Origin of the sequence: Salmonella sp. 32100201201700099SM, from assembly GCF_017572645.1 — a bacterium.
In the GTDB taxonomy this organism is placed as follows: domain Bacteria; phylum Pseudomonadota; class Gammaproteobacteria; order Enterobacterales; family Enterobacteriaceae; genus Salmonella; species Salmonella enterica.
This window is the reverse complement of record NZ_JAGERQ010000003.1, coordinates 237,786-259,346: the sequence shown is the minus strand read 5'-3', so window position 1 is coordinate 259,346 and position 21,561 is coordinate 237,786. Positions and strand designations below refer to the sequence as shown.

Annotated in this window: 21 protein-coding genes and 1 pseudogene; 13 read left to right on the top strand and 9 right to left on the bottom strand. The window is 54.2% G+C overall.

Annotation, left to right across the window (positions count from 1 at the left end):
• Positions 1-171 precede the first annotated feature (171 nt).
• Together purN and purM are read right to left on the bottom strand one after the other, a co-directional pair.
• Positions 172-810: a phosphoribosylglycinamide formyltransferase gene (gene purN, locus J4685_RS06875; RefSeq protein WP_001028589.1), complete on the bottom strand. Its 639-nt coding sequence runs from the start codon at positions 808-810 to the stop codon at positions 172-174.
• Complete coding sequence (gene purM, locus J4685_RS06870) at positions 810-1,847, bottom strand: phosphoribosylformylglycinamidine cyclo-ligase (RefSeq protein WP_000130477.1); 1,038 nt, start codon at positions 1,845-1,847, stop codon at positions 810-812. Before purM ends, purN begins: the two co-directional genes overlap by 1 nt.
• Before the next feature lie 412 nt (positions 1,848-2,259).
• Between purM and upp the strand changes: the two genes are divergently transcribed.
• From upp to J4685_RS06855, 3 genes are all read left to right on the top strand, one after another.
• Complete coding sequence (upp, locus tag J4685_RS06865) at positions 2,260-2,886, top strand: uracil phosphoribosyltransferase (protein ID WP_000706208.1); 627 nt, start codon at positions 2,260-2,262, stop codon at positions 2,884-2,886.
• A gap of 87 nt (positions 2,887-2,973) precedes the next feature.
• Positions 2,974-4,263 carry a uracil permease gene (gene uraA / locus J4685_RS06860; protein WP_000198346.1) on the top strand — a complete coding sequence of 430 codons (1,290 nt, stop codon included), beginning with the start codon at positions 2,974-2,976 and terminating at the stop codon, positions 4,261-4,263.
• Positions 4,264-4,357: 94 nt separating this feature from the next.
• Complete coding sequence (locus J4685_RS06855; protein WP_061835882.1) at positions 4,358-5,059, top strand: DnaA inactivator Hda; 702 nt, start codon at positions 4,358-4,360, stop codon at positions 5,057-5,059.
• Positions 5,060-5,085: 26 nt separating this feature from the next.
• Here the strand turns inward: J4685_RS06855 and arsC are convergent, their stop codons facing one another.
• Positions 5,086-5,445, bottom strand: a complete 360-nt coding sequence (gene arsC, locus J4685_RS06850) for an arsenate reductase (glutaredoxin) (protein ID WP_000132650.1) — start codon at positions 5,443-5,445, stop codon at positions 5,086-5,088.
• 39 nt (positions 5,446-5,484) lie between these two features.
• Positions 5,485-6,948, bottom strand: a complete 1,464-nt coding sequence (bepA, locus tag J4685_RS06845; protein WP_000476195.1) for a beta-barrel assembly-enhancing protease — start codon at positions 6,946-6,948, stop codon at positions 5,485-5,487.
• Between the two features lie 207 nt (positions 6,949-7,155).
• On the opposite strand from bepA, the pseudogene J4685_RS06840 reads away from it, so the two are divergent.
• The 4 genes and pseudogenes from J4685_RS06840 (at position 7,156) to J4685_RS06825 (ending at position 12,169) form a co-directional block, all read left to right on the top strand.
• Positions 7,156-8,224: pseudogene (locus J4685_RS06840) on the top strand (AI-2E family transporter).
• Positions 8,225-8,500: 276 nt separating this feature from the next.
• Positions 8,501-9,688, top strand: a complete 1,188-nt coding sequence (locus tag J4685_RS06835; RefSeq protein ID WP_023211774.1) for a sugar diacid recognition domain-containing protein — start codon at positions 8,501-8,503, stop codon at positions 9,686-9,688.
• A gap of 67 nt (positions 9,689-9,755) precedes the next feature.
• Positions 9,756-11,024, top strand: a complete 1,269-nt coding sequence (locus J4685_RS06830) for a GntP family permease (RefSeq protein WP_000200859.1) — start codon at positions 9,756-9,758, stop codon at positions 11,022-11,024.
• A 5-nt stretch (positions 11,025-11,029) separates the two neighbouring features.
• Positions 11,030-12,169, top strand: coding sequence for a glycerate kinase (locus tag J4685_RS06825; RefSeq protein ID WP_000706377.1), 1,140 nt, complete (start codon positions 11,030-11,032; stop codon positions 12,167-12,169).
• 46 nt (positions 12,170-12,215) lie between these two features.
• Here the strand turns inward: J4685_RS06825 and bcp are convergent, their stop codons facing one another.
• Together bcp and J4685_RS06815 are read right to left on the bottom strand one after the other, a co-directional pair.
• Positions 12,216-12,686, bottom strand: coding sequence for a thioredoxin-dependent thiol peroxidase (bcp, locus tag J4685_RS06820; RefSeq protein WP_001068685.1), 471 nt, complete (start codon positions 12,684-12,686; stop codon positions 12,216-12,218).
• Positions 12,686-13,258, bottom strand: a complete 573-nt coding sequence (locus J4685_RS06815; protein WP_000189062.1) for a glycine cleavage system transcriptional repressor — start codon at positions 13,256-13,258, stop codon at positions 12,686-12,688. The genes bcp and J4685_RS06815 overlap by 1 nt, the downstream gene beginning before the upstream one ends.
• 145 nt (positions 13,259-13,403) lie before the next feature.
• Between J4685_RS06815 and dapA the strand changes: the two genes are divergently transcribed.
• The 5 genes from dapA to tmcA all read left to right on the top strand — a co-directional run bounded on the left by dapA (position 13,404) and on the right by tmcA (position 19,249).
• Positions 13,404-14,282, top strand: coding sequence for a 4-hydroxy-tetrahydrodipicolinate synthase (gene dapA, locus J4685_RS06810; RefSeq protein ID WP_000494020.1), 879 nt, complete (start codon positions 13,404-13,406; stop codon positions 14,280-14,282).
• 16 nt (positions 14,283-14,298) lie between these two features.
• Positions 14,299-15,333, top strand: a complete 1,035-nt coding sequence (gene bamC / locus J4685_RS06805) for an outer membrane protein assembly factor BamC (protein WP_000331873.1) — start codon at positions 14,299-14,301, stop codon at positions 15,331-15,333.
• 174 nt (positions 15,334-15,507) lie between these two features.
• Complete coding sequence (gene purC / locus J4685_RS06800; RefSeq protein ID WP_001171630.1) at positions 15,508-16,221, top strand: phosphoribosylaminoimidazolesuccinocarboxamide synthase; 714 nt, start codon at positions 15,508-15,510, stop codon at positions 16,219-16,221.
• Between the two features lie 130 nt (positions 16,222-16,351).
• Positions 16,352-17,215 carry a neutral zinc metallopeptidase gene (locus J4685_RS06795; protein WP_001267523.1) on the top strand — a complete coding sequence of 288 codons (864 nt, stop codon included), beginning with the start codon at positions 16,352-16,354 and terminating at the stop codon, positions 17,213-17,215.
• A gap of 15 nt (positions 17,216-17,230) precedes the next feature.
• Entirely contained in the window at positions 17,231-19,249 is a 2,019-nt protein-coding gene (tmcA, locus tag J4685_RS06790; protein ID WP_001279807.1) for a tRNA cytosine(34) acetyltransferase TmcA, read from the top strand.
• Between the two features lie 26 nt (positions 19,250-19,275).
• Here the strand turns inward: tmcA and J4685_RS06785 are convergent, their stop codons facing one another.
• From J4685_RS06785 to J4685_RS06775, 3 genes are read right to left on the bottom strand one after another with little or no spacing between them, the layout of a single operon-like run.
• Positions 19,276-19,476, bottom strand: a complete 201-nt coding sequence (locus tag J4685_RS06785) for a YpfN family protein (protein ID WP_000383842.1) — start codon at positions 19,474-19,476, stop codon at positions 19,276-19,278.
• Between the two features lie 27 nt (positions 19,477-19,503).
• Positions 19,504-20,631 (bottom strand): succinyl-diaminopimelate desuccinylase, encoded by a 1,128-nt coding sequence (gene dapE / locus J4685_RS06780; RefSeq protein WP_001277823.1) that lies wholly within the window; start codon positions 20,629-20,631, stop codon positions 19,504-19,506.
• Between the two features lie 3 nt (positions 20,632-20,634).
• A complete protein-coding gene (locus tag J4685_RS06775) occupies positions 20,635-20,991 on the bottom strand; it encodes an ArsC family reductase (RefSeq protein ID WP_000631925.1) in 357 nt (118 codons plus the stop codon).
• Between the two features lie 412 nt (positions 20,992-21,403).
• Here J4685_RS06775 and ypfM point away from each other — a divergent pair, with 412 nt between their 5' ends.
• The gene (gene ypfM / locus J4685_RS06770) at positions 21,404-21,463 is read left to right on the top strand and encodes a protein YpfM (RefSeq protein ID WP_001386977.1); all 60 of its coding nucleotides are present in this window, start codon (positions 21,404-21,406) and stop codon (positions 21,461-21,463) included.
• Positions 21,464-21,561: the final 98 nt, after the last annotated feature.

Genomic DNA, 21,561 nt, shown 5'->3' with positions numbered 1-21,561 from the left:
TTTATTCACGGGACACTGCCTGATGATTATGGCGAGCATTACGCGTTAATGTCCAACTGCGCCAGAAAAATATGACAATAAACTGATAGCATAAAGGAAGGGAAAAGAGTAGGCCGGATAGGCATTTATGCCGCCATCCGGCAAGCAGACGCAGTCCTGTTCGATGACGTATTATTCGTCAGACGCATAACCTTGCGGCGGCAGACGACGCCCGTCCAGCCAGGCGGCGTTATCGCGCATCTTTAGACGCCCCTGCGCAAACCAGCTAATCACCAGCGGATAAATCGCATGTTCCTGAGTCTGTACGCGTGCGGTGATATCATCTTCGCTGTCGTCGGCAAAAACCGGCACCTTCGCCTGGAGAATGACCGGGCCGCCGTCGAGTTCGTCTGTCACGAAATGCACCGAGGTACCGTGCTCCTCATCGCCGTTTTCCAGCGCCTGGCGATGGGTATGCAACCCCGGATATTTTGGCAGCAGGGAAGGGTGAATGTTCAGCAGACGCCCGTAGTAATGCGCGACAAACATCGGACTCAGAATACGCATAAAACCGGCCAGCACGACCACATCGGGCGCATACGCGTCTATCTTGCGAATCAACTCGCGATCGAAGGCGTCGCGGCTGTCAAACCGATCGGCAGTCAGCGCTTGCGCCGGAATGCCGGCTTCTCTGGCGCGTTCAAGGCCGAACGCGTCGGCCTTATTGCTGAATACTGCCCTGAGGGTGCCTTTAATTTTCTTCGCTTCGCAGGCATCGATAATCGCCTGTAAATTGCTTCCATTGCCGGAAATCAGCACCACAATATTCATTATTCAATAACCACACGCTGTTCGGAATCAGAGGCTTTGATGATACCGATTTTCCATGCGTTTTCACCTTTCTCGTTTAGCAGAGCAAGCGCTTTGTCCGCTTCCGGAGCGGAGAGCGCAATCACCATGCCGACGCCGCAGTTAAAGGTACGGTACATTTCATGTCGGCTGACATTACCGGCGGTTTGCAGCCAGGTAAAGATGGCGGGCCACTGCCAGGACGACTCATTAATTACCGCCTGGGTATTCTCCGGCAGAACGCGCGGAATATTTTCCCAAAAGCCGCCGCCGGTGAGGTGGGCGATAGCGTGCACATCGACGTTTTCAATCAGTTCCAGAACCGATTTTACGTAGATACGGGTCGGTTCAAGCAGATGATCGGCCAGCGGCTTCCCTTCCAGCAGAGTGGTTTGTGGGTCGCAGCCGCTAACGTCAATAATTTTCCGCACCAGCGAATATCCATTCGAGTGCGGGCCGCTGGAGCCGAGCGCAATCAGCACGTCGCCTTCGGCAACCCGGGAGCCGTCGATGATTTCTGATTTTTCGACTACGCCGACGCAGAAACCCGCCACATCGTAATCTTCGCCGTGATACATGCCCGGCATTTCCGCCGTCTCGCCGCCGACCAGCGCGCAGCCGGATTGCAGGCAGCCTTCGGCAATACCGTTGATCACGCTGGCAGCGGTATCGACATCCAGTTTACCCGTGGCATAGTAATCGAGGAAAAACAGCGGTTCCGCGCCCTGAACGACCAGATCGTTTACGCACATCGCCACCAGATCAATACCGATAGCGTCGTGACGCTTTAAGTCCATCGCCAGGCGAAGTTTGGTGCCTACGCCGTCAGTGCCGGAAACCAGTACCGGTTCACGATATTTTTGCGGCAACGCGCACAGCGCACCGAAACCGCCCAGACCGCCCATAACCTCCGGGCGGCGAGTTTTCTTCACTACGCCTTTGATTCGATCAACCAGAGCGTTACCCGCATCAATATCGACGCCGGCATCTTTATAGCTAAGAGAGGTCTTATCGGTCACTGCCTGGTTCCCCACGTTTTTTCTTGCGGTAAAAGTTAAATTCGGCGCAATTCTAACAGGGAAAGCAAACGTTTGCGAGCGTGGTCTGCGCCCTGGATATCCGGACGATTTTTTTGGCATGGTTTCGGTCGCTGCTTGAAAATTTCCCTGTTGGTAAAAAAGAAAAGGATATCCAGCACTTGGTTTACGACAGGCGGTCGGGACAGGCCATTCATCCTTAAAATTGCTAAGATTCAAACGGTTGTTAGCCTTTATCGCCTGTTTCAACGTGAGTGATTTATACTCACTTTTCCACTATCAGCGCTTTTGGTTGATCCAGGTCAAGCATACATTGTGTTGCGTCAGAGAGGAAAAGCGGTATAATCCGGCGATTTTTTTGTGGTTGCCAGTCATCTGAGGATAGGAGAAGAGTATGAAGATCGTGGAAGTCAAACACCCACTCGTCAAACACAAGCTGGGTCTGATGCGTGAAAACGACATTAGCACTAAACGCTTTCGTGAACTCGCCTCAGAAGTAGGCAGCCTGCTGACGTATGAAGCGACAGCCGACCTGGAAACGGAAAAAGTCACCATCGAAGGCTGGAATGGCCCGGTGGAAATCGACCAGATCAAAGGTAAAAAAATTACCGTTGTGCCGATTCTGCGCGCGGGTCTGGGCATGATGGAAGGCGTTCTGGAAAATGTACCGAGCGCGCGTATCAGCGTAGTCGGGATGTACCGTAACGAAGAGACGCTTGAGCCAGTACCTTATTTCCAGAAACTGGTATCGAACATTGATGAGCGCATGGCGCTGATCGTCGACCCGATGCTGGCGACCGGCGGTTCTGTCATCGCGACCATCGACCTGCTGAAAAAAGCAGGCTGTAGCAGCATTAAGGTGCTGGTGCTGGTCGCCGCGCCGGAAGGCATTGCGGCGCTGGAAAAAGCGCACCCGGACGTTGAACTGTACACCGCCTCTATCGATCAGGGGCTTAACGAGCACGGATACATTATTCCGGGGCTTGGCGATGCCGGCGATAAGATTTTTGGTACCAAATAAGTGAATAAATAATTAAAAGCCGACTTTAAGAGTCGGCTTTTTTTTGAATAAAACAACTCATAACAAACACACTTAGAGGAAAACACTATGACGCGCCGTGCTATCGGGGTGAGTGAAAGACCGCCGCTTTTACAGACAATCCCGCTTAGTTTACAGCACCTTTTCGCCATGTTTGGCGCGACTGTGCTGGTGCCAGTTCTGTTTCATATCAATCCCGCGACGGTGCTGCTGTTTAACGGTATCGGAACGTTGCTGTATCTCTTTATCTGCAAAGGTAAAATTCCTGCCTACCTCGGATCGAGCTTTGCCTTTATTTCCCCGGTATTACTGTTGTTGCCGCTGGGTTATGAAGTGGCGCTGGGCGGTTTTATTATGTGCGGCGTGTTGTTCTGTCTGGTCTCTTTCATCGTTAAAAAAGCGGGCACCGGCTGGCTGGATGTGATGTTCCCGCCTGCGGCAATGGGCGCAATCGTTGCCGTCATCGGTCTGGAGCTGGCTGGCGTCGCGGCGGGGATGGCCGGATTACTGCCTGCGCAAGGGCAGTCGCCGGACACGAAAACAATTATTATCTCCATGGTCACGCTGGCGGTGACGGTGTTCGGCTCCGTACTGTTTCGCGGTTTCCTGGCGATCATTCCGATTTTGATCGGCGTGCTGGCGGGCTATGCGCTGTCATTCGCGCTGGGGGTGGTCGATACCACGCCGATTGCCCAGGCACACTGGTTTGCGCTGCCGACCTTCTATACGCCGCGTTTTGAATGGTTCGCGATCCTGACGATTCTGCCCGCGGCGTTGGTCGTGATTGCCGAGCATGTCGGTCATCTGGTGGTGACGGCGAATATCGTCAAAAAAGATTTAGTGCGCGATCCCGGTTTACACCGCTCGATGTTCGCTAACGGACTGTCGACGATCGTCTCCGGTTTCTTCGGCTCCACGCCGAATACCACCTATGGGGAAAATATTGGCGTCATGGCGATCACCCGCGTTTACAGTACTTGGGTTATCGGCGGCGCGGCGATTTTCGCCATTCTGCTTTCCTGCGTCGGCAAACTGGCGGCGGCGATTCAGATTATCCCGTTACCCGTGATGGGCGGCGTCTCGCTGCTGTTGTACGGCGTCATCGGCGCGTCGGGGATTCGTGTCTTGATCGAATCGAAAGTCGATTACAACAAAGCGCAAAACCTGATCCTCACCTCGGTGATTTTGATCATCGGCGTGAGCGGCGCGAAAGTGCATATCGGCGCGGCAGAATTGAAAGGGATGGCGCTGGCGACCATCGTCGGGATTGGCCTGAGCCTGATTTTTAAACTGATTAGCCTGTTGCGTCCGGAAGAAGTGGTACTGGAGGCAAATGATGCGGAGTCTCCGCATCAGTAACGGGTTGCCGGGCAGCGATGCTGCCCGGTTCTATCTCACGGGAATTATGTGGTAAACTCAGCGCGATTTTATGTCATTCTGGGTTGAGGTATCTCTGAACACACCGGCACAGCTCTCTTTGCCACTTTATCTTCCTGACGACGAAACTTTCGCAAGTTTCTGGCCGGGGGATAACGCCTCTCTACTGGCCGCGTTACAAAACGTGTTGCGCCAGGAACATAGTGGATATATCTACCTTTGGGCGCGTGAAGGCGCGGGCCGCAGCCATTTGCTGCACGCCGCCTGCGCTGAATTGTCGCAGCGTGGAGATGCGGTAGGCTACGTCCCGCTCGATAAACGTACCTGGTTCGTGCCGGAAGTGCTCGACGGTATGGAACACCTCTCGCTGGTGTGTATTGATAACATTGAGTGTGTCGCTGGCGATGAACTGTGGGAGATGGCGATCTTTGATCTCTATAACCGCATTCTGGAGTCCGGTAAGACGCGGTTATTGATCACCGGCGATCGTCCGCCAAGACAGTTAAATCTGGGCTTGCCCGATCTCGCTTCCCGTCTGGACTGGGGGCAAATCTATAAACTCCAGCCTCTTTCCGATGAAGACAAACTTCAGGCGCTACAGTTGCGTGCCCGATTACGGGGGTTTGAACTGCCGGAAGATGTCGGACGGTTTTTACTCAAACGTCTTGATCGCGAAATGCGCACGCTGTTTATGACGCTGGATCAGCTCGATCATGCGTCGATCACTGCCCAGCGAAAACTGACGATCCCGTTTGTCAAAGAGATCCTGAAACTGTAATACGCCGCGACGGCGGCGTTTAACGGTTAACCGAGGATGTCCAGCACCTGCTCAGGCGGTCGGCCAATACGCGCCTGACCATTTGCCACTACAATGGGGCGCTCCATCAGTTTAGGGTGTTCAACCAGCGCTTGGATTAACGCCTCTTCACTTAGCTGGCTATCCGCCAGGTGAAGCGTCTTATAGAGATCTTCTTTCTGGCGCATCAGTTCGCGCGCGCTGGACATGCCCAACATACGCAGCAGTTCCCGCACGGTGGCGGCATCGGCGGGCGTATCCAGATAAAGCACCACTTCCGGTTCCACGCCGTTAGATTTCAGCAGGTTCAGCGTGTCGCGGCTCTTCGAGCAGCGCGGGTTATGGTAGATTTTAATCGTGTCGGTCATGAGTTCTCCTTGTGACGCCATCCGGCTAATAAACGGCGATTACATTTTCGTGTATGGCTTGAAGCGTTCCTGTAACTGGCGCAACTGGTCGATACGCGCATCGTAACGCGCCTGTTGCTGACTACCCAGTTTTGCCTGGGCGCTGGCGCTGCTGAGCAGTGAAATTGCCTGATCCAGCCGTCCCGCCAGCGCATAACTTTCAGCGCGTGCCGCCAGCTCCTGATCGCGGTTGTTCAGCGCGGCTTCGGCCTGAGCAAGCAGATCCCAGCCGTTACCGTCATCTTTATGGCTAAAGGTGTAGCGATTCAGAATGGTTTCCGCCGCTTTCGGCTGGCCTCCCTGGAGGTACGCATTGGCGAGGTTTAACTGCAGCACAGGATTAACGCGCAGATCGCGGGCATTTTTCAGGCGATTAATCGCGTCGTTGGCTCTTTTCTGCCCCAGGTCAATATCGGTGGCGAGGTCAAGATACCAGGCATTGTTCGGCTCCGCGCTTAATAGCGGCTGCAACGTTTTGCGCGCTTCATCGTACTTGCTCGCTTCCATCGCCTGCAACGCCCGGCCATATTGCGCCGCATGTTGCTGATGCACGTTGCCTTTAGACCACTGATCCAGCAGGTCGCTGGTGAGCTGGTTACGTCCGGAATTGTACATTCCCAGGGCGCGCGCTTTGGCGAAATAAAAGTCGGCGGAAGATTGCACCACGACCGGGCGCATCTGGTTGGCACGGTTGCGGGCATCCGCAAGGCGGCTTTCCGGTAAGGGGTGAGTGAGCAAAATTTCAGGCGGTCGCGTGGAGTAACGCGCCTGGTCGAGCAGTTTTTCGAGGAAAGAGGGCATCGCCTGTGGGTCAAATCCGGCGCGTTGCAGTACCTGAATACCAATACGGTCGGCCTCTTGCTCATTTTGCTGGGTGAAACTTATCATTCCCTGGCGCGTTCCCGCCAGAGTACCGGTTAGCGCCGCCATACCGGCCTGTGGGCTGGCTATGGCCAGCAAAATGGAACCCAGCGCGCCCACCCAGGTAAGCGGCGCGCTGCGCTTTTGATCTTCCATCGCGCGCGCCAGATGGCGCTGCGTAACGTGGGAAATTTCATGCGCCATGACTGAAGCTAGCTGGCTTTCGTTATCCGCGTAGCGAAAAAGCGCCGAGTGCAGCACCACATTGCCGCCAAAGAACGCGAACGCGTTGATTTCGTCATTATTGATCAAGAAAAAATGGAAGGGCGTTTTGACGGAGTCGGCGTGCGAGACCAGACGCATCCCCAGCGCGTTAATGTATTGCACCAGCAGCGGATCGTTGATTAACGGCGCGCTGCCGCGTAGCTGGCGCACATAAAAGTCGCCCATTTGCATCTCTTGTCCAATAGAAAGCGTGCTTCCTGCCGAGGTTCCCATATCGGGCAGCGTGTCGGCAGGGTCGGCAAATGCGGGCGCGACCTGACCGAGAGCCAATGCTGCAATGAGGGTTGCCACCAGGTTTTTTTTCAACTGCTTGAACATAACCTCTATCCTGTTGTTTTGAGATAGCCCTTTGACCAACGTCGTGAAATATCGTTCCACGCTCCGACACTTCATAAGTGTAACTGTGATGAGCACAGACTCACTATTTTAGTTTCCTGAATCAACGATAAAAAGCGAAGTCTTTTTTGTGACATTTCGATACAATTCGGCATCACAATCCCGCAGTTGAGTTCTGGGAAGGGTTTTATGCTCGAAATGTTAATGCAATGGTATCGCCGTCGCTTCAGCGATCCGGAGGCGATTGCCTTGCTGGTCATTCTGGTGGCTGGTTTTAGCATCCTCTTTTTCTTTAGCGGCCTGTTAGCGCCGCTGCTGGTCGCTATCGTACTGGCCTACCTGCTGGAGTGGCCGACGGCGCGCCTGCAGGCGATTGGCTGTTCCCGGCGCTGGGCAGCCTCCATTGTCCTTATCCTCTTTGTCGGCATTCTGTTATTAATGGTGTTTGTGGTGATGCCGATTGCCTGGCAGCAGGGTATTTACCTGATTCGTGATATGCCCGGTATGCTGAATAAACTGTCCGATTTTGCCGCGACCTTGCCGCGACGCTATCCGGCGCTGATGGATGCGGGCATTATTGATGCGATGGCGGAAAACATGCGTACCCGGATGCTTAACATGGGCGATTCGGTGGTGAAATATTCGCTGGCTTCGTTAGTCGGGCTACTGACGCTGGCGGTATATCTGGTGCTGGTGCCGCTGATGGTCTTTTTCCTGGTAAAAGATAAAGAGCAGATGCTGAATGCCGTGCGCCGCGTGCTGCCGCGTAATCGCGGGCTGGCGGGGCAGGTGTGGAATGAGATGAATCAGCAGATCACCAACTATATCCGCGGAAAAGTGCTGGAGATGGTAGTGGTGGGCGTGGCGACCTGGCTGGGCTTTTTGTTGTTTGGCCTCAACTATTCGCTACTGTTGGCGGTACTGGTGGGCTTTTCGGTCCTGATCCCCTATATCGGCGCCTTTGTGGTGACAATTCCGGTGGTGGGCGTCGCGCTGTTTCAGTTTGGTCTGGGGACGGAATTCTGGAGCTGTTTTGCCGTTTATCTGATTATTCAGGCGCTGGATGGCAATTTGCTGGTACCGGTACTTTTCTCCGAAGCGGTGAATTTGCATCCGCTGGTGATTATTCTGTCAGTGGTGATTTTCGGCGGTCTGTGGGGATTCTGGGGGGGTATTTTTCGCCATTCCATTGGCGACGCTGATTAAAGCCGTTGTCCATGCCTGGCCGGATGGTCAGGTGACGGATGCCTCATCCTGAGCGGTCTGTACAAAAGTTGTAAAGCGTGAACGACATCATAGTGCCCTGCCGCCATTTTGCGCACGCCTGATGAGGGTCAAGCGCTTAGAAAGCCGCTCTTTTTTTTAATGCCGCACCGTGTTGCGGCATTTTTATTGTCGGAACCTACAAAATTCTCGCTGTAAAGCCGCCAAAATTTGGTGACTTAGCCTAAGCATTCTTCTGAGAAATTCGTTAATAAGTGACATCATTGATGCGAGATTGCTTTTTTAATGTGAAGCGATAACGAAACAGGGAATGAGTGTGTTGAGAAAACATTACTTGAAAGGGTATACCGCGCGGCAAATTGTACAGCGAGCCATGAAAATTATTCCTTACTCGGTAAACGTCATGGATGAGCATGGCGTCATTATCGCGTCTGGCGAACCTTCGCGGCTTCGCCAGCGTCACGAAGGGGCCATTCTGGCGCTGAAGGAAAACCGTATTGTAGAAATTGATTCCGCTACCGCCAATCAGCTTAAAGGCGTGCGATCCGGCATTAATCTTCCCATCTCTTTTCATGAACAGCTTATCGGCGTGGTCGGCATTACCGGCGAACCGGAGGAGGTTCGCGCGTATGCCGAGCTGGTTAAAATGGCGGCGGAGCTGGTGATCGAGCATATGGTGCTGATCGAACAGCGACAATGGGATAAACGCTATCGCGAAGAGCTGATCAACCAATTGATTTTGCGAGAAAATTCAACAGAGTCGTTGCGCTCCATGGCGGCCTATCTGGGCATTGATCTGGCGGTTCCCAGAGTGGTGCTGATTATTGAACTTTCCCAGCCGGATCGCGAAGCGCTGCGCAATGTAATGGATTATTTCGAGAATCACGCGCGCAACCATTTGGTGACGTTTACCGAATTTAATGAATTAATCATTATTAAGCCTATCACGTTAAAAGAGGGAAAGTGGAATACCCGCCAGGAAATGGGCGAATTGCAGATTTTTAAATCATGGGCTGCATCATCGGGCTTTAGCCGTATTTTGGTTGGGGGCTATTTTGCCGGCGAGACGGGATTGCACCGATCTTTGCTCACAGCGAGAGCCACGCAGGCGATGGCGAAAAGACAAAAGCTGCGCAGCCAGTACATTTTTTATCATGACCACGCGCTTCCCGCGCTGCTAAGCGGGCTGTCTGAAAGTTGGCAAGTGCAGGAGTTATCGCGTCTGTGGCTGCAACTGGTGCAACATGACGCGAAAGGCGTATTGCAACAGACGCTGCGGACTTGGTTTGAACATAATTGTGACCTGACGCAAACGGCCAAAGCATTGCATATTCATGTGAATACATTGCGCTATCGCTTACAGCGCTGTGAGGATATTACGCACATAAAAATCAACGAGTTAAAAAGTACGCTTTGGCTTTATATCGGTATGGAGCTTCAGGCCGAATCTGTATCGTCCGACAAGTTACCGCTGCCTGGTCGAATCGAAATTTGTTGAAAGCTCCAGCGGATTTTTAGGCGGTTTTTTCCATACTGCGCGCTCCATGTTAAAGGAGGCGCAGTATATGACGTCGATATCCACCCTGGGAGCCATTGCCGCATTGGTTGTGGCCATCGTATTAATTTTAAGAAAAGTGTCGCCAGCCTACGGCATGATGGCGGGCGCGCTGGTCGGCGGTTTGATTGGCGGCGCCGATCTTCTGCAAACCGTGTCGCTGATGGTGTCAGGCGCGCAGGGCATCGTTAATGCCGTATTGCGTATTCTGGCCGCAGGCGTACTGGCGGGCGTATTAATTGAGTCCGGGGCGGCGAATACGATTGCTGAGACGATTGTCCGCAAAGTGGGGGAAACCCGGGCATTATTGGCATTAGCCATTGCCACACTATGTTTGACCGCCGTCGGCGTATTTATTGATGTGGCGGTGATTACCGTCGCGCCGATTGCGCTGTCGATTGCGCGTAATGCAGGCCTGTCAAAAAGCGCTATTCTGCTGGCGATGGTTGGCGGCGGCAAAGCGGGTAACGTGATGTCACCCAACCCGAACGCTATTGCCGCCTCTGATGCGTTTCATGTTCCTCTTACCTCTATTATGCTGGCGGGCGTGGTTCCGGGCATCGTTGGGCTTATTATCGCCTATCTGTTAGCGAAACGGCTGAATAATAAAGGCGCGGGCGTCGCCGATCATGAAGTGACTCACCATGATGACTCCGTCGCCAGACCCGGCTTTCTGGTGGCGATTAGCGCGCCGCTGGTCGCTATTTTCCTGCTTTCTCTCCGTCCGTTTGCCGGCATTTCCATTGACCCGTTAATTGCCCTGCCCGTAGGGGGATTGGTCGGTCTGCTGTTGATGGGACGCGCGCGCCACTGTAACCAGTACATGGTCGCCGGTCTGATGCGTATGGCGCCTGTCGCTATTATGTTGCTGGGAACCGGTACGCTGGCCGGCATTATCGCTAATTCCGAACTTAAAGATGTCCTGATTCATGGCCTCACCGCTTCGGGATTGCCGTCCTGGCTGTTGGCGCCCGTGTCTGGCGCCATGATGTCAATGGCGACGGCCTCAACCACGGCGGGAACGGCGGTGGCGTCCGGCGTTTTCTCTCCCACGTTACTTGAACTTGGCGTTTCCGCCCTGGCGGGAGCCGCTATGATCCATGCGGGCGCCACGGTGCTGGACCATCTGCCGCACGGCAGCTTTTTCCACGCGACGGGCGGCAGCGTCAATATGCAAATTCATGAACGTTTAAAGCTAATGCCGTATGAAACGCTGGTGGGGTTAGCCATTACCTTTATTTCTACTCTGATGTTCGGTTTCTTTGGTTTTGCAGGATAATCCCTATGAAAATTGTTATTGCTCCTGATTCATTTAAAGAAAGTTTGTCCGCAATGGCGGTCGCTGAGGCGATAGAAAAGGGGTTCCGCGAAATTTATCCTGACGCCGACTACGTTAAAGTGCCCATGGCGGATGGCGGGGAAGGAACTGTACAATCAATGGTGGAGGCCAGCGGCGGGCGTTATGTTGACCAGTGGGTACAAGGCCCGCTTGGGCAACCGGTGGCCGCGCGCTGGGGAATGCTGGGCGATAGCGATACCGCCGTGATTGAAATGGCGGCGGCATCCGGGCTGCATCACGTTTCGCCTGAATTGCGCAACCCGCTTAATACCACCAGCTACGGCACCGGCGAGTTAATCGTCGCGGCGCTGGAGCGTGGCGTAAAGCGTATTATTCTGGGAATTGGCGGCAGCGCGACGAATGACGGCGGCGCGGGGATGATGCAGGCGCTTGGCGTTATATTGCGCGATAAACAAGGGCGCTCGCTTTCTCCGGGCGGCGAGGCGCTGGCGGCGCTGGCCTCTATCGATCTGTCCGGTTGTCACCCATTGCTGCGTAAGGTATCGATAACCGTGGCGTGTGATGTCAACAATCCGTTGTGTGGTCCCCAGGGCGCATCGGCCATCTTTGGCCCACAAAAAGGGGCGACAGCGGAAATGGTGAACACCCTGGACGCGGCGCTGGAAAACTGGGGCCGACATATTTATCAGGCTACGGGGCGTGAGGTGATTAATGCTCCCGGCGCGGGCGCGGCAGGTGGAATGGGCGCCGCGCTTTTAGGATTGCTCAATGCGGAATTACGCGCCGGCGTAGAGATTGTCGTGGAAACGCTACAGCTTGAGCAGGCGGTTAAAGATGCCGATCTGGTGATTACCGGAGAAGGGCGGCTGGACAGCCAAAGTATTTGCGGCAAGACGCCGATTGGCGTCGCCAGAGTGGCGAAGCGGTATCATAAACCGGTTATCGCGCTCGCCGGTGGGCTGCAACACGATCATCACGTTGTGTATCAACAGGGTATCGATGCGGCGCTGTCGATTTTGTCGCATATCGTTACGCTGCCGGAAGCCTTACACGAGGCGGAATATAACCTGAGCCTGTCGGCGCGCAATGTGGCGGCGATATGGCGTCTGGCGCGGCAAGCCTGACGGCGCATTCCCTTTCCAGGCCGCACATCAGCGCGGCCTGAGGCTTTTACGCGTTTTCTTTCAGCCAGTTCAGCACCACATCATGGTGATTGCTGGTTTTAAAATCATTAAAGACGTGTTCAATCTTACCATCAGCGTCAATCAAAAAGCTGATGCGGTGAATGCCGTCATACGTTTTGCCCATAAACGACTTTTCGCCCCAGACGCCGAACTGTTCACACACCTTATGGTTTTCATCGGACAAAAGGGTAAAGTTCAGCAGCTCTTTTTCAGCGAAACGGGAGAGTTTTTCAGGTTTATCGGTGCTGATGCCCAGCACGTCCACGCCTGCTTTTTTGAGCTCGTCCATGTTATCGCGTAAGCCGCAGGCCTGCACGGTACAGCCGGGTGTCATGGCTTTTGGGTAGAAATAAACCAGAACGCGCTGTCCCTGGAAGTCGGTCAAATTTACTTGTTCCCCGTCTTGATCCGGCAAGCTAAATTTCGGTGCGATATCACCGGCTTTCAGTGGATTCATTACTTAACTCCATCCTGTTCATCATGTTGTGAGTAATTGACGACGTTTATACTGCCTTGCGCATTGAGTTCTGTACATAGTGCTTTAAAGGCTTGCTCAATATTTGCGGAATTTTGCGACACCGGACTATGTGCGGTGATTTGAATAAATAATTGCGCAGCTTTATCACCTTCAGCCGGCTGCGTGCGGGAGACCAGCTCCGCAATATTCATTTCATGACTATTAAACAGCGCGGTGAATCGCTCAATTAAATGCGGGGAGTCGGCGACCTCAACCTGAACCCATACCGTCGCGGGCATTGCCGGGCGGGGACGGTCGGACGTCCGTTTCATCACAATCAGCAGATCCAGCTCCGCGCCTTTTAACGGCAATGTCGATTCAATCAAGGTAATCGCGTTCCACGTGCCGGACAACAGCATAATAAACGTGAATTCATCGCCCAGCATCGCCAGTCGGCTGTCTTCGATATTACAGCCGCAACTGCTGACATGGCGAGTAATGGTATTCACAATACCGGGCCTGTCGGCGCCCAGCGCAGTGATAACCAAATAGTGTTGTGATGACGGTGTCAAACCAGTTATTCCTTTGAGCGGTGAGGTAATCTTAAGGAAACCATAAAAAAAACCTGCATACAACAATCAGAACGGCTTTGGTCGCTTGCTTTTATTGCCATACCAAACGTACCATTGAGAGACTTGTTTGCACAGAGGATGGCCCATGTTCACGGGAAGTATTGTCGCGCTTGTTACGCCGATGGATGAGAAAGGTAACGTCAGTAGGTCTTGCCTGAAAAAACTCATTGATTATCATGTCGCCAACGGTACCTCGGCGATTGTTTCGGTTGGCACTACCGGCGAGTCTGCCACGCTAAGCCATGATGAACATGGCGATGTCGTGATGATGACGCTGGAACTGGCTGACGGACGTATTCCGGTTATCGCCGGCACGGGCGCAAACGCGACCGCGGAAGCGATTAGCCTGACGCAGCGTTTTAACGATAGCGGCATTGTTGGCTGCCTGACGGTAACGCCGTACTACAATCGCCCCACGCAGGAAGGTTTGTTCCAGCATTTCAAAGCCATCGCGGAACACACTGACTTGCCGCAAATTCTGTATAATGTGCCGTCCCGTACCGGTTGCGACATGTTGCCGGAAACCGTGGGTCGTCTGGCGGAAATAAAAAATATTATCGCTATCAAAGAGGCGACAGGGAACTTAACCCGCGTTCACCAGATCAAAGAGCTGGTTTCAGACGATTTTATTCTGCTTAGCGGCGATGACGCGTCTGCGCTGGACTTTATGCAACTGGGTGGTCATGGCGTGATTTCCGTTACGGCTAACGTAGCGGCGCGCGAGATGGCTGACATGTGCAAACTGGCGGCGGAAGGGCAATTTGCCGAGGCGCGCGCTATCAACCAGCGTCTGATGCCGTTACACAACAAACTATTTGTCGAACCCAATCCTATCCCGGTGAAATGGGCATGTAAGGCATTGGGTCTTGTGGCGACCGACACGCTGCGCCTGCCAATGACGCCTATCACGGACCATGGTCGTGACATCGTCAAAGCAGCGCTTCAGCATGCTGGCCTGCTGTAAAGTTTAGGGAGATTTGATGGCTTACTCAGTACAAAAGTCGCGCCTGGCGAAGGTTGCGGGTGTTTCGCTTGTTTTGCTGCTCGCTGCCTGTAGTTCCGATTCGCGCTACAAGCGCCAGGTAAGCGGCGATGAATCCTATCTGGATGCCGCGCCGCTTGCTGAACTTCACGCCCCGGCAGGAATGATCCTGCCGATAACGACCGGCGACTACGTTATTCCGGTCACGAAGGGGAGCGGCGCGGTTGGTAAGGCGTTGGATATCCGTCCGCCGGCGCAGCCGTTAGCGTTAGTGAGCGGCGCGCGTACCCAGTTCTCTGGCGATACCGCTACGCTATTGGTGGAAAATGGTCGTAGCAGCACGCTGTGGCCGCAAGTCGTCAGCGTGATTCAGGCGAAAAATTATCCGATTGAAAAACGTGACGATGCCAGCCAGATCCTGACGACCGATTGGGTGAGCTGGAACCGCCTGGATGAAGACGAACAGTATCGTGGACGTTATCAAATCTCGGTGAAGCCGCAGGGCTATCAGCAGGCGGTAACGGTAAAACTGGTTAATCTGGAACAGGCTGGCAAGCCGGTCGCTGATGCGGCGTCGCTGCAGCGCTATAGCACTGAAATGATGAACGTCATTTCCGCCGGTCTGGATAAGACCGCTACGGATGCGGCAAATGCCGCGCAGAACCGTTCCGCCGCAACGATGGATGTGCAGAGCGCCGCTGATGATACCGGTTTACCTATGCTGGTCGTTCGCGGTCCGTTCAACCTCGTGTGGCAACGCCTCCCGGCCGCGCTGGAAAAAGTGGGCATGAAAGTCACCGACAGCACTCGCTCTCAGGGCAGCATGGCGGTAACGTACAAACCGTTGTCTGACAGCGACTGGCGGGATCTGGGCGCTAGCGACCCGGGCCTGGCATCCGGAGACTATAAATTGCAGGTCGGCGATTTAGATAACCGCAGCAGCTTGCAGTTTATCGATCCTAAGGGGCATACTCTGACGCAAAGCCAGAACGACGCGCTGGTTGCCGTCTTCCAGGCAGCGTTCAACAAGTAATTTAACAGGGCTGGAGTAATCCGGCCCTTTTTTCTGATAAGACACGCAAACGTGTGCGTCGGTACAAGAACGCGATTTAACCGCTATTTCGCACCACAATTACAGGCCGGCGTCTCCGGCAGGCGTAGCAGGAAATGAATACTTATCGTTAATTCACACCCAGGAGTGTTAAAGATGCAAAAGCAAGCTGAGTTGTATCGTGGTAAAGCGAAAACCGTATACAGCACGGAAAACCCGGACCTGTTGGTGCTCGAATTCCGCAATGATACGTCAGCAGGGGATGGCGCGCGCATTGAACAGTTTGATCGCAAGGGCATGGTAAATAACAAATTCAACCATTTCATTATGACTAAACTGGCCGAGGCGGGCATCCCGACCCAGATGGAACGTTTGCTGTCTGATACCGAGTGTCTGGTGAAGAAGCTGGAGATGGTGCCGGTTGAATGTGTGGTGCGCAACCGTGCGGCAGGGTCGCTGGTCAAGCGTCTGGGCGTGGAAGAAGGCATGGAGCTTAACCCGCCGATATTCGATCTGTTCCTGAAAAACGACGCGCTGCACGACCCGATGGTGAATAGTTCCTACTGTGAAACGTTCGGTTGGGTAAGTCAGGAAAATCTGGCCCGTATGAAAGAGTTAACCTACAAAGCCAACGACGTACTGAAAAAACTGTTTGATGACGCTGGTCTTATCCTGGTGGATTTCAAACTGGAGTTTGGCCTGTATAAAGGCGAAGTGGTGCTGGGCGATGAGTTTTCGCCGGACGGCAGCCGCCTGTGGGATAAAGAGACGCTGGACAAAATGGACAAAGACCGCTTCCGCCAGAGTCTGGGCGGTCTGATTGAAGCCTATGAAGCCGTCGCGCATCGCCTGGGCGTGAAATTAGATTAATTCCGCTTCTGACCGGGGGGCAACCGCTCTCCGGTATCATCCTTTCCTCATTCTGATAGCGTTTACCTGTGGTAATCCTGCGCCTGACCGCCTACGATCATCTGTATAACAAAGAGAGAATGAGGTGATTATGCGCTGGCAAGGGCGTCGTGAAAGCAACAATGTAGAGGACAGACGTAATCGGCCTGGCGGCCCTTCGCTGGGGGGCCCTGGCTTTCGTCTTCCGCGCGGGAAAGGCGGCATCATTCTGTTGGTGGTGGTGTTGGTCGCAGGGTACTATGGGGTGGATTTAACCGGTCTGTTGACTGGTCAGCCGGTTTCGCAGCAGCAGTCGACGCGTTCGATAAGCCCCAATGATGATGAAGCGGCAAAATTTACCTCGGTGATCCTGGCGACGACCGAAGATACCTGGGGGCAACTCTTTCAAAAAATGGGGCGCGGCTATCAGCAGCCAAAACTGGTGATGTACCGTGGTATGACGCGCACCGGCTGTGGTGCGGGTCAGTCCGTAATGGGGCCGTTTTACTGCCCGGCGGACGGCACCGTCTATATCGATCTCTCATTTTACGATGATATGAAAAATAAGCTGGGCGCGGACGGTGATTTTGCCCAGGGTTATGTTATCGCCCACGAAGTCGGCCACCACGTACAAAAACTGTTAGGTATTGAGCCTAAAGTACGCCAGTTACAGCAAAACGCGTCGCAAACGGAGGTGAATCGCCTTTCGGTGCGCATGGAGCTACAGGCGGATTGCTTTGCCGGCGTGTGGGGACACAGTATGCAGCAGCAAGGCGTACTGGAGGCGGGCGATCTGGAAGAGGCGCTCAATGCCGCACAGGCTATCGGCGACGATCGCTTACAGCAACAGGGGCAGGGGCGCGTCGTGCCGGATAGTTTTACCCACGGCACCTCAGAACAGCGCTACAGCTGGTTTAAGCGTGGCTTTGACAGCGGCGACCCGGCGCAATGTAATACGTTTGGCAAAAACTTTTGATAAACCGGGGCAGGGATGTCTGATATCGATGCGCTACAGGCGTTAACGTCGCAAATGACACAGGAAGGCATTCGCCGTTTACTGGTCATCAGCGGCGATGCGGCGTGGTGCCGGGAGCGGGCCGAGGCGATACGCGCTGCATTGCCCGGTGACTGGCTGTGGGTCGCGCCTGACGCGCCCGCCCAGCCGTGCTGTACACCACAGGCGTTACAAACGCTGCTGGGCCGTGAATTCCGTCATGCGATATTTGATGCCTGGCAGGGCTTTGACGCTGCAGCGTTTGCCGCCCTGAGCGGGACCTTGCAGGCCGGAAGTTGGCTGCTTCTGCTGATGCCGCCGTACGAGACGTGGGAAAGCAGGCCTGATATCGATTCACTGCGCTGGAGCGACTGCGCGCAGCCTATCCCCACACCGCAGTTTGCACAGCATCTTAAACGGACTCTTTCCCGCGATCCGCAAACGCTGCTTTGGCGACAGCGCCAGCCGTTTTGCTGGCCATCTTATCCTTCCCGTGAACGCTGGCGACCCGCCACCGGCGAGCCGCAGCCGGAGCAGGCGGCTATCTTATCGCGTTTATGTGAAATGCCGCCCGGCGTGGCGACGGTGATTGCCCCCCGTGGGCGCGGCAAATCGGCGCTGGCCGGGCAATTCATCTCCCGGATGGCGGACACGGCTATCGTGACCGCACCGGCGAAAACGGCAACGGATATCCTGGCAGCGTTTGCCGGTGAGCGGTTCTGCTTTATGGCGCCGGATGCGCTGCTGGCGAGCGGGGCAAGAGCCGACTGGCTGGTGGTTGACGAGGCGGCGGCAATCCCCGCGCCGCTGCTGCTGCAACTGGTTTCGCGCTTTCCCCGCATACTACTCACCACCACCGTTCAGGGCTACGAAGGCACCGGACGCGGTTTTTTACTTAAGTTTTGCGCCCGTTTTTCGCAGCTTCACCGCTTTACGCTTCGTCAGCCTGTCCGCTGGGCGCCAGAATGCCCGCTGGAAAATATCGTCAGCGAGGCGCTGATATTCGACGATGAAGCATTTGCGCAGGCGCCACATGGCGCGATAGCAATCTCGGCGTTTTACCAACAGGCCTGGGGGGAGACGCCCGCGTTGCCGAGGGCTGTGTATCAATTACTGTCGGGGGCGCACTATCGTACTTCGCCGCTGGATCTGCGCCGAATGATGGATGCGCCAGGACAGCATTTCTTGCAGGCCACGGCGAATAACCGTGTGGCGGGCGCCCTCTGGCTGGTCGAAGAGGGCGGGTTATCCGCAGAACTCAGTCAGGCTGTATGGTGCGGTTTCCGGCGTCCGCGTGGAAATCTGGTGGCGCAGTCGCTGGCGGCGCACGGTAGCGACCCTTTAGCCGCGACGCTGGTCGGGCGTCGCGTAAGCCGTATCGCGGTGCACCCCGCCCGCCAGCGCGAAGGCATCGGTCAGCAGTTGATTGCCTGCGCGTGCATGCAGGCGGCGCAGTGTGATTATCTTTCCGTCAGCTTCGGCTATACGCCGGAGCTGTGGCGTTTCTGGCAACGCTGCGGTTTTGTGCTGGTACGAATGGGCAACCATCGGGAGGCGAGCAGCGGTTGCTATACGGCGATGGCGTTATTGCCGCTGAGCGACGCGGGAAAACGGCTGGCGCAGCAGGAACACCGACGTTTGCGCCGCGATGCGGATATCCTGACGCAGTGGAACGGCGAGGCGATACCGCTGGCGGCGTTAGATGAACAGGCGCTTAATGATGAAGACTGGCGTGAGCTGGTCGGTTTTGCGTTCGCGCACCGCCCGCTACTGACATCGTTAGGTTGCCTGCATCGTTTACTGCAATACAGCGCATTGCCATTACCAGCGCTGAGAGGGCGGCTGGAAGAAAAAGCCAGCGATGCCGAACTGTGCGCCCGGCTACGCATTTCAGGCCGTAAAGCTCTGCTGGCGTTGCAGCGTGCGCAGGCGGCGCAGGCGCTGATTGCGTTGGATGCCGGACGAACGCAGCGTTTACGCGACGTAATGCCCGGCGGTGGGGAGCATGCCGGATAGCGATACCTGTCCGGCATGATATCCGGTTACTTTTTCGGCTGATCTTTCTTCGGCCAGTCTTCTTCATCGTCCCACTTATCGTTAAAATCGCGATGCGGGGGCAGCTCAGGTTTATTGGCAAGGAATTTCTTATGGTCGATGCGTTTGAGATCTTTGATCACATTCAGCAGTACGCCTACCAGAAACACCAATACCAGAATCCACCAATATTTTGCCAGCCAGTCCATGCTTATTTCCTCTTACCGGAACGCTCATCAGGCGACGAGCTGTTCCATAATGCGTTGATACATACGGGCCAGTAGCTGGAGATCGGCGGCATTCACACATTCATTAATTTTATGAATGGTGGCGTTCACCGGCCCCAGTTCTACCACCTGCGCTCCCATACGGGCGATAAAACGTCCGTCGGACGTACCGCCCGTCGTCAGTAATTGCGGTTTAATTTCATTATAGTGCTCAATGGCGTTTACCACCGCGTCCACCAGCTTGCCGCGTGCGGTCAGGAACGGCTGGCCGGAAAGCCACCAGTCTACGGTATAACGTAGCTGATGCTTCTCAAGCAGCGCATGTACCCGTTCTTTGATTATCTCATCGGTCAGTTCCGTGCTAAAACGGAAGTTAAACTGCACGAACAGTTCGCCGGGAATAACATTATTGCTGCCGGTGCCTGCCTGGATATTGGCTACCTGCATACTGGTGGCCGGGAAAAAGTCATTGCCCCGATCCCACTCGATAGCGACCAGTTCATTAAGAAAAGGCGCAGCGCGATGAACAGGGTTATCCGCCAGATGCGGATAGGCGACGTGCCCCTGAACGCCATGAATAGTGAGGTTACAGGTGAGGGAACCGCGACGCCCGTTTTTGACGACATCACCCACAATTTCAGTACTGGAAGGTTCGCCGACCAGACAGTAATCCAGCCGCTCGTTACGGGCCATCAGCGCTTCAACCACCTTTACGGTGCCATTTTTTGCGCTGGCTTCTTCATCAGAGGTAATCAAAAATGCGAGACGGCCCCGGTGATGAGGATGCTGCGCAACAAAACGTTCAGCAGCCACCACCATGGCCGCCAGTGAACCTTTCATATCCGCCGCGCCGCGACCGAACAACATTCCGTCGCGAATCGTAGGTTCAAACGGCGGATTGATCCAGCGATCGACATCGCCAGCCGGTACGACGTCAGTATGCCCGGCGAACGCCAGCGTTTCGCCACGCCCACGCCATGCCCAAAAATTTTGCGTGTCGCCAAAATCCATATGCTCAATGGTAAAACCGATTTTACGCAGGCGTTCAATCATTAATGCCTGACAGCCTGCGTCATCCGGACTCAGGGAGGGGCGACGAATAAGTTGCTGTGTCAGCTCAATAACCGGGCACGACATAGACTACACCTCATCAAAAAACTGCTGATAACGGGATTCACTGAAACCAAGCAGCATAGGCTTCCCGGGCGCGCAGAGCAATGGGCGTTTGATGATTGCCGGCTGTTCAACCATGAGAGCAGCGGCGGAGTCGGCATCGGTAATCCCGCTGCGGTGGCCTTCATCCAGTTTGCGCCATGTTGTGCCGCGCGTATTCAGTAGAGGCTGCCAGCCGAGTTCGGCAATAAAGGTATTAAGAAGAGGGAGGTCTATGCCATCCACACGGTAATCGTGAAAACGATAATCAATGCCATGCTCCTCCAGCCAACGACGCGCTTTTTTGATCGTGTCGCAATTCTTAATGCCATAGAGGGTAATCATATTGAATCCTTTAACGCGAAATTCGAATAAATAATCAATAGTATCGTCTGCGGGATAATAAGTGTGGCCGTTTATGGTTATTTATCCAGCACTGATCGGCAATCAATATAACATTGTTGAGTGAATGTGAATAATGATTCCAAAACGTTCCAGATGTGGCTTGTTTATACTTCGTGGAATAAATCCTATTTTGTGTATATGCAATTGTTTGTTTTTTAACCCAATTTGATAAAGTAGTAGAAAAGGTATTAATGTTGCTAAATATTGCAGTAAGTCACATAAAATTTACGGCTACAGCGCCATAGTAATATCATAGACAGCATAACCAGAGGATATCGCAACAATCGGTTAAATGAACTTCTCTCTATACCGCTAACTACGTAGAATACCCATAATAATAAGAGAGGCTATTATGATTGAACGTGAACTGGGGAACTGGAAAGATTTTATCGAAGTCATGCTTCGTAAATAAATGCCTGGAAAGCACCGCGCTCCCATAGAGGATAAGAAAAGGCGACTCAACGAAAGTCGCCTTTTTTGTGCCCGATGACCCGTATCAGGCTGGCCGGG

Coding starts and splice junctions, on each gene's coding strand:
- J4685_RS06830 (WP_000200859.1), top strand. CDS start 9,756: ATGACGTCGATATCCACCCTGGGAGCCATTGCCGCATTGGTTGTGGCC.
- purN (WP_001028589.1), bottom strand. CDS start 810: ATGAATATTGTGGTGCTGATTTCCGGCAATGGAAGCAATTTACAGGCG.
- dapA (WP_000494020.1), top strand. CDS start 13,404: ATGTTCACGGGAAGTATTGTCGCGCTTGTTACGCCGATGGATGAGAAA.
- J4685_RS06775 (WP_000631925.1), bottom strand. CDS start 20,991: ATGATTACCCTCTATGGCATTAAGAATTGCGACACGATCAAAAAAGCG.
- upp (WP_000706208.1), top strand. CDS start 2,260: ATGAAGATCGTGGAAGTCAAACACCCACTCGTCAAACACAAGCTGGGT.
- bepA (WP_000476195.1), bottom strand. CDS start 6,948: ATGTTCAAGCAGTTGAAAAAAAACCTGGTGGCAACCCTCATTGCAGCA.
- J4685_RS06825 (WP_000706377.1), top strand. CDS start 11,030: ATGAAAATTGTTATTGCTCCTGATTCATTTAAAGAAAGTTTGTCCGCA.
- bcp (WP_001068685.1), bottom strand. CDS start 12,686: ATGAATCCACTGAAAGCCGGTGATATCGCACCGAAATTTAGCTTGCCG.
- uraA (WP_000198346.1), top strand. CDS start 2,974: ATGACGCGCCGTGCTATCGGGGTGAGTGAAAGACCGCCGCTTTTACAG.
- tmcA (WP_001279807.1), top strand. CDS start 17,231: ATGTCTGATATCGATGCGCTACAGGCGTTAACGTCGCAAATGACACAG.
- arsC (WP_000132650.1), bottom strand. CDS start 5,445: ATGACCGACACGATTAAAATCTACCATAACCCGCGCTGCTCGAAGAGC.
- J4685_RS06795 (WP_001267523.1), top strand. CDS start 16,352: ATGCGCTGGCAAGGGCGTCGTGAAAGCAACAATGTAGAGGACAGACGT.
- purC (WP_001171630.1), top strand. CDS start 15,508: ATGCAAAAGCAAGCTGAGTTGTATCGTGGTAAAGCGAAAACCGTATAC.
- dapE (WP_001277823.1), bottom strand. CDS start 20,631: ATGTCGTGCCCGGTTATTGAGCTGACACAGCAACTTATTCGTCGCCCC.
- J4685_RS06835 (WP_023211774.1), top strand. CDS start 8,501: ATGAGTGTGTTGAGAAAACATTACTTGAAAGGGTATACCGCGCGGCAA.
- bamC (WP_000331873.1), top strand. CDS start 14,299: ATGGCTTACTCAGTACAAAAGTCGCGCCTGGCGAAGGTTGCGGGTGTT.
- J4685_RS06785 (WP_000383842.1), bottom strand. CDS start 19,476: ATGGACTGGCTGGCAAAATATTGGTGGATTCTGGTATTGGTGTTTCTG.